The sequence below is a fragment of the Litorimonas sp. WD9-15 genome (genome assembly GCF_050271975.1).
Classification (GTDB): Bacteria; Pseudomonadota; Alphaproteobacteria; order Caulobacterales; family Maricaulaceae; genus Litorimonas.
The window spans coordinates 1,823,629-1,836,916 of the sequence record NZ_CP189850.1 but is presented as its reverse complement, the minus strand read 5'-3'; the positions used below and the strand labels follow the sequence as shown (position 1 = coordinate 1,836,916).

General features: G+C 53.5%; 12 protein-coding genes. 4 read left to right on the top strand and 8 right to left on the bottom strand.

Going from position 1 to position 13,288, the window contains the following annotated elements; genetic code table 11:
- The first annotated feature begins 11 nt into the window (after positions 1-11).
- Both ACP9M6_RS08630 and lexA read left to right on the top strand, forming a co-directional pair.
- Positions 12-212, top strand: a complete 201-nt coding sequence (locus ACP9M6_RS08630) for a DUF6980 family protein (protein WP_427450261.1) — start codon at positions 12-14, stop codon at positions 210-212.
- 96 nt (positions 213-308) lie between these two features.
- Positions 309-950 carry a transcriptional repressor LexA gene (gene lexA, locus ACP9M6_RS08625; RefSeq protein WP_427450259.1) on the top strand — a complete coding sequence of 214 codons (642 nt, stop codon included), beginning with the start codon at positions 309-311 and terminating at the stop codon, positions 948-950.
- 9 nt (positions 951-959) lie between these two features.
- Here lexA and ACP9M6_RS08620 read toward each other — a convergent pair whose 3' ends face one another.
- The gene (locus tag ACP9M6_RS08620; RefSeq protein ID WP_427450257.1) at positions 960-3,095 is read right to left on the bottom strand and encodes a ComEC/Rec2 family competence protein; all 2,136 of its coding nucleotides are present in this window, start codon (positions 3,093-3,095) and stop codon (positions 960-962) included.
- Positions 3,096-3,154: 59 nt separating this feature from the next.
- Here ACP9M6_RS08620 and gltX point away from each other — a divergent pair, with 59 nt between their 5' ends.
- Positions 3,155-4,567 (top strand): glutamate--tRNA ligase, encoded by a 1,413-nt coding sequence (gene gltX / locus ACP9M6_RS08615; RefSeq protein ID WP_427450256.1) that lies wholly within the window; start codon positions 3,155-3,157, stop codon positions 4,565-4,567.
- Between the two features lie 25 nt (positions 4,568-4,592).
- Positions 4,593-5,894, top strand: a complete 1,302-nt coding sequence (locus ACP9M6_RS08610; RefSeq protein WP_427450254.1) for a citrate synthase — start codon at positions 4,593-4,595, stop codon at positions 5,892-5,894.
- Here the strand turns inward: ACP9M6_RS08610 and lpxB are convergent.
- From lpxB to bamA, 7 genes are all read right to left on the bottom strand, one after another.
- Positions 5,891-7,036 (bottom strand): lipid-A-disaccharide synthase, encoded by a 1,146-nt coding sequence (lpxB, locus tag ACP9M6_RS08605; RefSeq protein WP_427450252.1) that lies wholly within the window; start codon positions 7,034-7,036, stop codon positions 5,891-5,893. The two genes, ACP9M6_RS08610 and lpxB, sit on opposite strands and share 4 nt — an antisense overlap.
- Complete coding sequence (locus ACP9M6_RS08600; protein WP_427450251.1) at positions 7,033-7,863, bottom strand: LpxI family protein; 831 nt, start codon at positions 7,861-7,863, stop codon at positions 7,033-7,035. Before ACP9M6_RS08600 ends, lpxB begins: the two co-directional genes overlap by 4 nt.
- 1 nt (position 7,864) lies before the next feature.
- The gene (gene lpxA, locus ACP9M6_RS08595) at positions 7,865-8,662 is read right to left on the bottom strand and encodes an acyl-ACP--UDP-N-acetylglucosamine O-acyltransferase (RefSeq protein WP_427450250.1); all 798 of its coding nucleotides are present in this window, start codon (positions 8,660-8,662) and stop codon (positions 7,865-7,867) included.
- Between the two features lie 9 nt (positions 8,663-8,671).
- A complete protein-coding gene (gene fabZ / locus ACP9M6_RS08590) occupies positions 8,672-9,115 on the bottom strand; it encodes a 3-hydroxyacyl-ACP dehydratase FabZ (RefSeq protein WP_427450248.1) in 444 nt (147 codons plus the stop codon).
- Positions 9,112-10,101: a UDP-3-O-(3-hydroxymyristoyl)glucosamine N-acyltransferase gene (gene lpxD, locus ACP9M6_RS08585; protein WP_427450246.1), complete on the bottom strand. Its 990-nt coding sequence runs from the start codon at positions 10,099-10,101 to the stop codon at positions 9,112-9,114. The genes fabZ and lpxD overlap by 4 nt, the downstream gene beginning before the upstream one ends.
- 109 nt (positions 10,102-10,210) lie before the next feature.
- Positions 10,211-10,786 (bottom strand): OmpH family outer membrane protein, encoded by a 576-nt coding sequence (locus ACP9M6_RS08580; RefSeq protein WP_427450244.1) that lies wholly within the window; start codon positions 10,784-10,786, stop codon positions 10,211-10,213.
- A gap of 2 nt (positions 10,787-10,788) precedes the next feature.
- On the bottom strand, positions 10,789-13,281 hold the full coding sequence (gene bamA, locus ACP9M6_RS08575) for an outer membrane protein assembly factor BamA (protein WP_427450242.1): 2,493 nt from the start codon (positions 13,279-13,281) through the stop codon (positions 10,789-10,791).
- Positions 13,282-13,288: the final 7 nt, after the last annotated feature.

The following is a 13,288-nucleotide window of genomic DNA, read 5'->3' as shown; positions in this document are numbered from 1 at the left end:
ATTGCTGTGACATGATGAAAGCTGATCTTGAACGGACATGTCCCGATCATCCTGACAGACATGATTGCTCAGACATGGTCATATTTCATCATAAAGATGATGATAACAATGATGAGTGGGGCATCTACATCAAGGATGGTGGACAATCTATTTACAGAATATATTTCTGCCCTTGGTGCGGCATTCAACTAGCAACGCAGGATGATGACTGATTTGCCTCACTTTTGATGTGACTTGACAATCAGCAGAACATCCGTAGAACAAAAGGCGATGTTGCTGATTTGTTCGGCCAAAATACGGAGACCGCTATGCTGACCCAGAAGCAGAGAGACCTGCTCATTCTCATTGATAAACGGATTAAGGCCGTGGGTGTACCGCCCTCCTATGATGAAATGAAGGATCAACTCGGTCTGGCGTCGAAATCCGGTATTCACCGGTTGATCTCAGCATTGGAAGAACGTGGCTTTATCCGCCGCCTGCCGAATAAGGCGCGGGCGATTGAAGTTTTGAAACTGCCGGAAGGTTATGATGAGGATAATGCGCTGACACCTGTTGCGGCCAATGACACATACGAAATTCCGTTTGTTGGCAAAATCGCGGCGGGGCTGCCCATTGCTGCCATTGAGGATAGCCACAACCTGATGGCTGTCCCACCCTCCATGATGGGCAATGGCGACCACTACGCGCTCGAAGTTGAAGGTGAGTCAATGATTGAAGCGGGCATTATGGACGGCGATATTGTTGTCATCCGCAAGGCCAATACAGCCCGCAATAATGAAATTGTAGTGGCCCTCGTCGATCAGGACGAAGCGACTCTCAAGCGCATTTACAAAACGGGTAATGAGATCGAGTTGATTGCGGAGAATAAAGAGTTTCCGACAAAGACCTACGGTCCGGACCGTGTCGAGGTTCAGGGTGTGCTCGTAGGGCTCGTCCGCAGCTACCAGTAAGTCAGATATTTATGGATTATGCCAAAGCCGCCGCTGTCCTTCGGGGCGGCGCGCGGCTTTTGTCGTTAGAGTGTCTTTCAGATAGACGTCCAGCGCACCCGTCTCCCATAATGTTGTTTCGTCAATCAGAACTGAATCGCAGTTTCGACGCGCCACGGGTCCGGCCCGCCTGACCGAGAGGATGACGAGATCAGAGGTTTCGCATTCTGCCGGCACTTCGGACGGGCTCTGTAAAATTGAGATTTGCCAAGCTCCAATCCTCGCGCGGCATGCCAGCGCATCGCATTGCGCGAGACTGTCCTTGAATGGCAACCAATCGACGTCGTTCAATCCCGCACGCTGCGCGAATTGATCGCGGCCATATCTATCGGGGCGGCGTGAATCGACGAGGAGGATAGGATCACCCTCACCCGTATCCGGCATCTGCCAGAACGCGACTTTGCCGTCTTCGGAAATACGGAGGTCAGGGACGTCCGCGCTGTTCCAGCCCGCGAAACTCATGAGCATCATTAACAGGCCCGCTAATTTCATCCACCGCCTAGCAATGCAGATGATCGCAAACCCCAATCCGTAAACCGGTAGAACCCAATCGGGCGGCGCGGGGATGTAAGCCATAGCCCCCGGCCAGCCCGCAACCCAATCTGCTGCCGCGAGGATAGGCTCCATCGCCTGCCCCATCAGCCAGAGCGGCACGCGTTCCAAACCCAGTGGAATTGCGAGCAGTGAGATAACAGCCAGCGGCATCACGGCCAGCGAAAAAAGCGGCATTGCCAGAAGGTTACCTATAAAGCCATATTTGGCGAAACGGTTGAAATGGAACAGTGCAAACCCACCCGTCGCAAATCCGGCGACGAGGCTGGTGACACTCAGGGAGGTGAAGAAGTTCACGCCTCTACGAAATCGCGTCGGTTGAACATAGACGGGCCGGATGGATTGCCAATATTGGTAGGTCAGGACGAGTGCGGCGACGGCCGCGAATGACATCTGGAACCCGACGGAAATCAGGCTCTCGGGGTGAAGCGTGAGCGTGAGGAGTGCCGCCACGCAAACGGAGCGCATGGAGACCGCCCGCCTGTCCAGTATGACGGCAAGAAACACAATCACCGCCATGACCCAGGCGCGTTGGGTCGCGACCGATGCACCGGACAGAACGAGATAGGCCGTCGCCGCGATTATTCCGATGACGGCTGCGGGCTTGCGCACATCATATCGGCGCGAGAGCGGCAGGATACAGGCGAGCAGCAGCGTCATAACGGTAAACGTCCCGCCCGCCAGCAAGCCCATATGCAATCCCGAAATTGCGAGAATATGCGCCAGACCTGCGACGCGCAGGTTCTCCGTCTGCTCCTCGGGGATATAGCGTCGGACACCGGTCATCAGAGCTGCTTGAAGTCCTGCTGTTTCAGCCGGAGCCACTGCCATAACCCGGTCTGCAAGCCCAAACCGCCACCGAACAATCGCTCGTCTGGTCGAATCGACAAGGCCAAGCTCCGCATCGCCCTGTTGCCGCGGCGCGCCATATCCAAATCCGTAACCCCCAATGCCCTTGAAATAGGCCGCCTGCGCCGGATCATATCCCCCTGGCACGACAGGTCCGGGCGGAGCCTTCATAGCGGCCAGCCAATTGATTGTATCGCCTGCAAGGATGGGCGGATCGGGCGCTTTGGTGACGCGGATGCGTACCCGCTTAGGCGTTTCGGCGTTGGATAATCGTTCGATGTCCAGAACCTCGATCACATAGCGCTCGCTTCGCCCCGATTTCTCGATCGCGCTGACCCAGCCCTCGACGCGGTAAGTATATTCCTGAACGGGGAGACGCGGCGTTTCGGCGGCAGCACTGTGCCAGAGGCTCCGCCCAAAACCGAGTGCGATCAGGAGCGCAATCCAGACCAGCCCCTGCCCCACAAAATCCTTGCGCGACGATACGATCCACAAAACGGCAAAGCCCAGAATAGCTTGCCCCACCAAGATGACGCCAGGTTCTTGCGGCAGCGCGAAATAGGCGCCGATCCCGACTGCAAATGCGATCACGCCCGTGTTAAAATCCGGCTCGACCTGCAGACGGGCAGCCCACCGCGCAAACTGCCTTTCCGCAGGTCCGTCATGCGGCCAATCCCGCGCAAAATCGCTATTATCCCCGAACATCCCGTGCCATAGAGCGACGAAATTCAGGAACAATGCAAGCGAGAAAGTCTTATATCTGTATGAGCCACCCCGTCGTCACACGTTTTGCCCCCTCGCCCACCGGATATTTACATATTGGCGGGGCCAGAACAGCCTTGTTCAATTACTATTTTGCCAAGAAAATGGGTGGGACATTTCGCCTGCGCGTGGAAGATACTGACAAAGCCCGCAGTACGGAGGATGCGACCCGCGCGATTCTCGACGGGATGGCATGGCTCGGCGTCAAACATGATGGCGATGTCGTCTATCAAAGCCGCAATGCTGACGACCACGTCGCCGCCGCCGAGACGATGCTGGCAAATGGCACGGCCTATCGCTGTTATGCGACTGATGAAGAGGTCGACGCTCTCAAAGCCGAAGCCCGCGAAAACAACCGCGCCTTCCGTAGCCCCTATCGCGACAGCACGGACGAAAAAGACGCCCCCTTCGCCGTTCGCTTCCGTGTGCCTGAAGGACAGACCGTTATTCAGGATCATGTGCAGGGCGAAGTCAAATGGGACAATTCTACCTTTGACGACCTCGTCCTCCTGCGTGCGGACAGAACGCCGACTTATATGCTGGCGGTTGTTGTGGATGATCACAATATGGGCGTGACCCATGTCATTCGCGGCGACGATCACCTCATCAATGCCGGACGCCAGACACAGCTCTATCAAGCTTTGGGTTGGAACGTCCCACAATGGGCACATGTGCCTCTTATTCATGGGCCGGACGGAAAGAAACTCTCGAAACGTCACGGCGCACTCGGGGTCGAAGCTTATGAGGATTTGGGCTACCTGCCTTCCGGTCTTCGTAATTATCTGATGAAGCTGGGCTGGTCCCATGGGGATGTAGAAATTTTCCTGACGGATGAAGCCCTTACCGAAGCGTTCTCGCTTGATGGGATTACAAGTTCTCCCGCGCGGCTTGATTTCGACAAAATGGACTTTATCAACGCGCAGCATATGGCGGAGATGTCAGATAATAATCTGATGACACTGGCCCTGCCCTTCCTCGAAAATGTTAATATTGGCCCGCTGGACGCGACGGTTTCCGCCCGTATTCTCGCCGCCATGCCGACACTGAAACCTCGCGCAAAAACGCTGCCGGAACTGGCCGACCAAGCGCATTACCTGATGGACATTCGCCCCCTCGAAATTACGGGGAAAACGGCCAAACCGCTCAAGCGTGACGGCGCGATTGAGATTGTCGAGGCTTTGACTCAAGGCTTCAAATCCCGCAAAGACGCGCCATGGACGGCAGACGCCCTACAGGCCCTGCTCACAGACTTTGCGACTGAACGCGAACTTGGCTTTGGCCGTATCGGACAACCCATCCGCGCGGCCCTGACCGGCGGCTCACCCTCGCCCGATCTATCCGTCGTTTTGGCCCTGTTGGGACAGGACGAGACAATCGGGCGTCTGGAAGATGCCATTTCGCAATTCAAATCGTAAGAATAATAAAAAGGTAAAGAGAGATATGGAAAACAAGATCACGCAGACCGGCACGGCCACGATGACAATCGACGGAAAGAGCTATGACCTCCCGATCATGAAGGGCAGCATGGGCGCGCCTGGCATTGATGTTCGCACACTCTATAAACAGACGGGCCATTTCACATTTGATCCGGGTTTTACCTCGACCTGTTCCACAGAAAGCCAGATCACCTTTATCGATGGCGGCGAAGGGCAATTGCTTTATCGCGGTTACGACATTGAGCAATTGGCGGAACAATCCACCTCGCTGGAAGTCGCCTATCTCCTCATCAATGGTGAGCTGCCGACGAAATCGGAATTCGAAACCTTCGAAAACACGATTACCAATCACACCATGTTGCACGACAAAGTCGAGAGCTTCTTCCAAGGCTATCGCCGCGACAGCCATCCGATGTCCATGCTCTGCGGAACAGTCGGCGCACTCTCCGGTTTCTACCATGATGACCAGCACACGACCGAAGATGAGGCCCGGAACGTCGCGATCCACCGCATCATTGCGAAAATTCCGACACTCGCGGCGCGTTGCTACAAATATCGCGTTGGTCAGCCACATGTCTATCCACAGAATGACCTGTCCTATGCGGGTAACTTCCTGCGCATGTGTTTCGCCGTTCCGGCCGAGCCCTATGAGGTGAACCCGATTATCGAACGCGCTATGGATAAGATTTTCATCCTGCATATGGATCACGAGCAGAATGCATCGACATCAACTGTGCGTCTCGCCGGCTCATCCGGTGCGAACCCATATGCCTGTATCGCGGCGGGTACGGCCTGTCTCTGGGGTCCGTCCCATGGCGGTGCGAATGAAGCGGCGTTGAATATGCTGAAGGAAATCGGCACTGTTGACCGCATTCCGGAATATATCGCCCGTGCGAAAGACAAGAATGACCCCTTCCGCCTGATGGGCTTCGGTCACCGCGTTTATAAGGCGACTGACCCGCGTGCGAAAGTTATGCGCCGCACGACCCATGAAGTCCTCGGCGAGTTGGGTATTACCAACCCCGTCCTCGAAGTCGCCATGGAACTTGAGAAGATTGCGACAAGCGAAGAATATTTCGTCAAACGCGGTCTCTATCCGAATGTCGATTTCTACTCCGGTATCGTCCTCTCCGCCCTCGGTTTCCCAACCGATATGTTCACCGTCCTCTTCGCCCTCGCACGGACAACGGGTTGGATTTCGCAGTGGAATGAGATGTTGGAAGACCCAACACAGCGTATCGGACGCCCGCGTCAGCTTTATTCCGGTGCGACAACCCGCGACTTCGTCCCGATGGACAAGCGCTAGTCGAGAATTTGAAGAATGGCTTGCGCGGCTCTCGCGCTGGCCGTTTCATCCGGCTGACCCGCCATTAATCGGGTCTGTTCCAATAACGCGTCGCGTGCAGCGGCGCGTTTTTTTGTGTCTGATAAGTATGGGATGAGCGCATCTGCCAAGGCCTCGCCCGTGACCTCATTCTGCAAAAACTCCGGCATCAGCTTTTCATTCGCGGCGATGTTCACAATTGAAATATGGTTGGGCTGGAAAATCCGGCTGACAATTGCATGGGTCACGGGCGACATCCGATAGGCCACGACAGTAGGTACACCCGCACAGGCCAATTGCGTTGTCACGGTTCCTGAACAGGCCAGCGCCGCCATTGAACAGGACATCGCATCCAGCTTCGCCGATTCAGGGAGAAGGATCATATCATTCATGCGCAGGTCTTTGGCCGCCTGCGCTCCGACTTCTTTCGCGACAGATTCGGAGACGGGACAGAGAATGGCAAGGTCCGGCAGACGCTGCCGTAAAATCTGCACTGCGTCTGTAAATGCAGGCGATAACCGGACGACTTCGCCGACGCGGCTGCCGAGGAAAACGGACAATATTGGACGGTCGCTAAGATTATATTGCTGTCGCAATTTATTCGGATCACCCGCACCATAATCCGTATCGAAAACAGCATTGCCGACATAATGCGTGTCTAAGCCGTGGGGCGTGAACCAATCCGGCTCAAAGCTATGTATCGCCAGAAGTCCGTCAACGTGATCGGCTAAAACCTTCGCCCGCTTGGGTCGAGTCGCCCAAACCTGCGGCGCGACATATTTGATGATCTTCCCATTATATCCTGCTTTTCGCAATCGCTTGGCCAGGCGGATCATGAAGCCATAACTGTCAATAAGAATGACGGCATCCGGCTGCGCCTCGAGAATGCGCGCCGTACTTTGTTTTAGCCCTTCCAAGATGACCGGAATTTTTGTCAGAACTTCTGTAAACCCTATAATGGCAAGACCTTCTGTTGGCATCTGACTTGGTATGCCAATCGCCTGCATTTTTGGACCACCTATACCGGCGAGTGAGAGCCTTGGTAACTCAGCTCTGAGCGCTTGCGCCAATTCCGCGCCGAGATGATCAGCAGAGGGTTCAACGGCAATGAGGTAAATTCTCATGTTTTCGGCGGTAGGCCCGCAATGAAAAGGCCAGCTTCATCCGCGAGACGTGTGGTTTCCTCGCGTTCCATCACAAAGGCACCCCCGGCCTCTGCAACAATACCTGCCAGGCCGGCTTCCGCCGCGTGGCGTACCGTTGCAGGCCCTAGTGTGGGCAGGTCGACGCGGATATCCTGCGTCGGCTTCACGAGTTTTGCCAAAACACCAATACGCGCGTCAGCTGTACCACGTAATTCGAGGGGTAAATTCAAGAGCCTCGTCAACATGGCATCTGTGCCCTCCTGCGCTTCGACCGCAAGTACCACGCCCCGCGCGACGACTGCGCCCTGACCGATATCCATAGCACCAATGGCAGCCGCCGTTTCGCAAGCTTTCAACGCATCGGACAGATGCGCCTCTGTCAGGGCAATTGAGCCGATCACGCCTTCGGTTAGCATGAGGTCGGCACAGACTTCTTGCGGGGAAATAATCCCGAAGCCCTCATCTTCGAATAGCGACAAGACCTGACGCATGAGTTCATCATCACCGCGCCCCGCGGCTTGGATGACTTTGGGAAGATGACGGATCGCTTTGAAGTCGGGTTTTAACCGTTTGAAATCGGGGCGCTTTACGATTCCTGCAAAACAAACATGTGTGCATTTGGCTTTCTTAAGCCGCCGGACCATTTTTCCAAATTGTCCTAGGCTTAACCGATCCGCTTTCGGAAATTTTCCCTCTGCCACGAAGGGATCAAGCGCGATGATAAGACCTAACTCACCGGACTCCTCTGCCGCGGCCGCGACATGGTCCGGCAAGGCCCCACCGCCCGCAATCAAACCGATCCGCAAGTTAGCGTCCGTTCTGTGGCATGGAGAGCGACCGGTTGCCCTGCTCGCGGATAAACTCGACAATTTCATTCACGAGCTCATGATCAGCATAGAGTTTCGCCGCATCCGCGAGGCGTTCCGCAAAGGTGCCTTCCTGAGCGAATAAAAGGCGATACGCCGCGCGAAGTTCGCGGATCGACTCACGTGAAAATCCACGGCGTTTTAAGCCCACAACATTGAGTCCCGCCAAATGGGCTGCATTCCCGAGAACAAAACCATATGGAATAACGTCACCAATCACGGTCGCCATACCGCCGACAAACGCATGCGCCCCAATGCGTGTATGTTGATGAATAGCGCAGAGCCCACCCAAGACGGCATGGTCACCAATTGTGACATTCCCGCCAATTTGTGCGCCGTTCGACACGACGACGTGGTTTCCCATCTGACCCTCATGCGCGAGATGCGTGCCCACCATGAAATAACAATCATGGCCAATACGCGTAATCGGCTTGCCAATATCTGTGCCCGGATGAATATTCACGTTCTCACGAAAGATAGATCGCGCCCCGATCTCAATCCCGACAGGGCCACCCTTATGTTTTAAATCCTGCGGCGGATAACCCATGGAAACAAAGGGATATAGGATACAATCCTCTGCAATTTTGGTGTTCCCCGTCAGATTAACTTGCCCGACAAGATTAACACGGTCGCCTAAAACGACATCCGGTCCCACCACACAATAGGGCCCAATCGTGACACCGTCCCCCAGTTGCGCCTTCGAATCAACAAGGGCTGTTTCATGTATCGTAACGCTCATGGCAGAGCCTTACATCGGCATTTGCGTCGCCGCAAACTTCACGTCGACCGCGCGAGCCCCATTTACGTCAATATGGCCTTGGAATTTATAATATCCGCGACGGTGGCGTAGGATTTCAGCGTGAATATGCATAACTTCGCCGGGTTTGACGGAACGGCGGAACTTGGCCTCTTCAACACCGGTGAACGCAATGAAATGATCTGACTTCAAGCCGCCTTGCAAACACACAATTAACGCACCCGCTTGGGCGGCGGCCTCAATCATTAAAACGCCCGGCATGATGGGAAGGTCGGGGAAATGACCTTTGAAAATATCCCAATCAGTATCGACCAGAGTCTCGGCAGAAATTGATGTTTCATCTGCGACTAAGATGCGATCAATGAATAGCATCGGATCCCGATGCGGCAGGAAAGTTTGAACGCCATCGCGCTCTATCGGAAAGACATATGTCATTTTTTCGAGAGCTTCTTCAGCGTTGCCACATTCCGCATATGTTCACGGATCGGCATGGCGGGCACACCGGACCACATTTCTCCATCAGGAATATCGCTCATCGCGCCACCAAAAGCGGCAAGGATAGATCCCTCACCAATATTCACATGATCGGCCGTCGCCGCACGACCGCCAAAGAGCGCTTTCTTGCCGATGCGACAACTGCCGGATACGCCGGTATGTCCGGCCAACATGGCCCCTTCATCGATAAACACATTATGTCCAACTTGAACCAAGTTGTCGATTTTCACGTGGTCCATTAGAACCGTGTCGCCCAATTGTCCCCGATCAACGCAACTATTGGACCCGATATGAACGTCGTTATGGATCACGACTCGACCCAGATGGGGAATGTTAAATAGCCCGTGTTCATCCTCGGCAATGCCAAAACCGGATCCGCCAATTACAGTACTGGATTTGACGGAACACCGATCGCCCATGATTGTAAAAGCGATATGTGTCAGCGGGCCAATCTGACAGTCCTCGCCGATAATCACACCCTCATCAATGACGGCATGCGGCCCGATTTTTGTATTTGCCCCGACTGAAACGCCTGCACCAATAATCGCGGATGGATGAATTTGGGATGTTTCGTGAATAGCTTGAGGACCCGAATTCTCAGTACCCTCTGTCGCCAATGTCTGCGTTAGCCGTGCAAATCGTCCGCGCGGATTATCCGTGACCAGGGCGATCATGCCCTTTTCAATGACGAGTGGCGCGAGGCGCTCAGTCGTAAAACAAGCGGTTGCTTTCGCCGTTTCCAGCTGCGCCCTACGCCGTTTATCCGAGAAAAATGTGATCTCGCCAGATTGGCTCTCAAACAGGCTGGCGGGGGCGAGAATAATCTCGTCACCTGCTCCGTCGACGGGCAAATCAACCCGACAGATGGTGGCAATGTCTCTCAAAGACTGGGGTTTTGCGAGCGTATAAAACCGTGTGTCGATCATAAGAACGCCCTAGCAGTAAAAAGGCCGGAATAGAACACTCATCCTATCCGGCCTGAAACATATGATTACAATTTATGACCATGAAGGCGACCGCCTTCATAGCAAAACTTTAGCCTTTGCGCGGTAGACGCTCGCGGGTAACCGGAACTGTTGTCATTTGGCTATTTAGGCGGGAAATTACCGTATCTGTCACATCGACAGGCCCCCCATAAATGACGAGTGATTTTTCCAGCACGACATCGGCATTCCGTTCCTGCGCAATTTGATCAATGATTAGCTTGATGCGCTGAGAGACTTGGCCAATCGCCTTTTGCTCTGTAATTTTGAGCTCATTAGCCGTGTAATATTCTTCGACTTGCAGCTTTTGCTGATCTGTTTGAAGCGCTTTGGCTTGTGCCTGTAAGGCCGCATCTGAGCGAACTTCCTGCATGGATGTCTTGGTTTTCAACTGCTCCTGCAATGATTTCGCTTTTGACTCCAATGGAGAGCGTTTGGCTTTCATCTCTGAACTTGCAGACGTGTAGATTGTCTCTAGCTGGCGCGCGACATGCTGGCCGACGAGAGAATCTTGGATAACTTTATTTGTGTCGACCACAAGAATTGTAGACTGGGCAAAAGCTGCACCAGATAGTGTGAGAGCCAAGACGAAGCCTGTAGCAACACGAAGGATATTACGAATAAACATGATTAAAACCTTGTTCGAGTTGTGAACTGGAAGGATTGACGATCGTCATACGGTTGCTTGACGATCGGCTGGGTAAAGTCGAACCGGATTGGTCCAAAAGGGCTTTCCCAGAATATACTGGCACCGACGGTGACACGCGGGTCGAGACCATCTTCAGTACGCTGACACACGACGCCCACATCTGTGACGCCCTCGCACGATTCACCGATGCGGGTTTCATCAGGAGCCGAGACGATCAGGTTAAAGACTTCCCGGTCGTCCAGAAGTCCGACTGTACCAGCTTCCAGAAACACACTACCAAGAAGCGCATCAATACCAACTGGAAAACTCACCTCGGCATTTGCGAGCCCAAAGAGATTGCCACCCAGCGCATCTAAACGTCCGTCTTGTACACCGCCGATAAGCGTGTCGCCTGTATCGGCATTAAATTGAAGGAGACGCGGACCAACACCCGCATTGTCAAAGCCACGGAATTCAAAGTTACCTTTGAAATAACGGTCATTAATCGACACATCATCACCGCCCCAGCCCCGGATATATCCACCGGCCAAAGTTGCGGATGCAATCACGCCCTTTGTGATCCCTTTGTAGTAGTTACCGCGAATATCGGTACGGAGATATTGAACGTCACCACCGACACCCGCAAAATCTTGGCTCAAGCGAACATCAAATCCACCGGTTGGCGTAATAGGGTCATTACGACGATCCCAACTGAATGAATAACCAAAAATAGAAGATAGTCGTCCTCCGAGTTGATCACAAAGCGTGAGCAAGCGACGGTTTGTTGCATTCACAGATCCAGTTGATGCATTTTCGAGAAGACCCGGACACTCATTCTCCTGTGGGAACTCAATATCTTCACGACGAAGCGTGTAACGCCCATTAAACGAGGTAAATTCGGTTAGTGGGAAGGCAAAACTGACCTGTCCACCCTGACGGGATTGACGGAAACCCGCCTCGTCCAAGAAATCGATGGTTACGTCGAAGAGATTGAAGCTGGCCGCAAGGTTTCGGCCCAAAAAGCGCGGTTCCGTAAACCGTAGGTCAATTTCACGACGGTTTGACGAGGCCCTGATGACAAAACGCACCAATTGGCCGCGACCACGAAGGTTACGTTGGGTAATGGATAGATCGACGAGAAACGCATCAGCCGAAGAGAAACCAGCAGAGAATGAAAGCTCGCCCGTGGGCTGCTCCTTCACTGCGACTTCGACAATCGCGCGATCCGGAGAAGAGCCTTGTGTTTCAGTAATTTCAACGTCTTCGAAGAAACGCAGCGCACGGACACGGTTGCGCGAACGATCCAACAAAATTCGGTTAAAAGCATCGCCTTCGACCAATTCCATTTCACGCCGGATGATCGAATCGAGCGTTGTCGTGTTCCCCACAATATCGATCCGCTCGATATAGACGCGTGGCCCTTCCACGACGTTGAAAATCATATCGACGGTTTTCGTGTCTCGATTTCGCGTGATGCGGGGTTGAATGTCAACAAAAGCATAACCGCCAATACCGGCCGCGAAATTCAGACTGTCAATCGCATCTTCAACACGGGAAGCGTTGTAGATTTGACCCTTCCGAAACGGGACAAGATTTTCGAGGAAATTCTTATTGAGCGTATCCAGCTCGGTCTCGACCGAGATGTCGCCCCAAACATATTCATCGCCCTCGTCGACAGTGAAGGTAATGTAGAAATCTTCTTGATCCGGGGTCAATTCAGCCACGGCAGACACGACGCGGAAATCGGCAAAGCCCCTATTCGTGTAAAATGTCCGCAGCTGCTCTTGGTCAAACTGCAAACGCCCCGGGTCATAATTGTCATTCGAGCTGAAAAACTTGTACCAAACCGACTCAGCAGTCGCGATTTCCTTACGCAACCGACGATCCGGGAATTCTGCGTTCCCAATGATGTTGATGCGCTTGACGCCGGTGACGGGGCCTTCGGTGATTTCAAAAATCAAATCGACCCGATTTTGTGGTTGCTGTACAACTTTTGGCGAAACGGTCGCTGCAAAACGACCAGATTGACGATAGAGCTCAATTATGCGGGTGACGTCTTCTTGAATACTCGCACGCGTGAAAATCGACCGCGGTTCAGCTTCGATTTCGTCCGTGATCTTATCTGTCTTGAGTGACTTATTCCCCTCAAGGATCACTCGGTTAATAATCGGATTCTCAATAACGGAAACGAGAACATTACCATCGCGCGGATCAATGGAGACATCCGCAAACAAACCCGTCGCATAAAGGGTTTTAACAGAGGTATCGATACGAGATTCTGAATACGGATCACCAGGCGCGATCAGAAGATAAGAAGCAACGGTGTTGGCTTCGACACGCTGGTTACCCTGCACCTGGATGGATCGTATGACCGTCGGGGCAACCTGTGGCGCGACCGCTTCCGGCGCCTCTTGTGCAACCGCCTGAACCGTCAAAGCAAAAGAGCTAAGCAGAATAGCCCAAATGAGAACTAAATATCTAAGAGAGAAATTCATAATCCGT

What these genes read in the sequence shown, in the direction of transcription:
- ACP9M6_RS08630 (WP_427450261.1), top strand. Translation starts at nt 12, where the DNA reads ATGATGAAAGCTGATCTTGAACGGACATGTCCCGATCATCCTGACAGA.
- lexA (WP_427450259.1), top strand. Translation starts at nt 309, where the DNA reads ATGCTGACCCAGAAGCAGAGAGACCTGCTCATTCTCATTGATAAACGG.
- ACP9M6_RS08620 (WP_427450257.1), bottom strand. Translation starts at nt 3,095, where the DNA reads ATGTTCGGGGATAATAGCGATTTTGCGCGGGATTGGCCGCATGACGGA.
- gltX (WP_427450256.1), top strand. Translation starts at nt 3,155, where the DNA reads ATGAGCCACCCCGTCGTCACACGTTTTGCCCCCTCGCCCACCGGATAT.
- ACP9M6_RS08610 (WP_427450254.1), top strand. Translation starts at nt 4,593, where the DNA reads ATGGAAAACAAGATCACGCAGACCGGCACGGCCACGATGACAATCGAC.
- lpxB (WP_427450252.1), bottom strand. Translation starts at nt 7,036, where the DNA reads ATGAGAATTTACCTCATTGCCGTTGAACCCTCTGCTGATCATCTCGGC.
- lpxA (WP_427450250.1), bottom strand. Translation starts at nt 8,662, where the DNA reads ATGAGCGTTACGATACATGAAACAGCCCTTGTTGATTCGAAGGCGCAA.
- fabZ (WP_427450248.1), bottom strand. Translation starts at nt 9,115, where the DNA reads ATGACATATGTCTTTCCGATAGAGCGCGATGGCGTTCAAACTTTCCTG.
- lpxD (WP_427450246.1), bottom strand. Translation starts at nt 10,101, where the DNA reads ATGATCGACACACGGTTTTATACGCTCGCAAAACCCCAGTCTTTGAGA.
- ACP9M6_RS08580 (WP_427450244.1), bottom strand. Translation starts at nt 10,786, where the DNA reads ATGTTTATTCGTAATATCCTTCGTGTTGCTACAGGCTTCGTCTTGGCT.
- bamA (WP_427450242.1), bottom strand. Translation starts at nt 13,281, where the DNA reads ATGAATTTCTCTCTTAGATATTTAGTTCTCATTTGGGCTATTCTGCTT.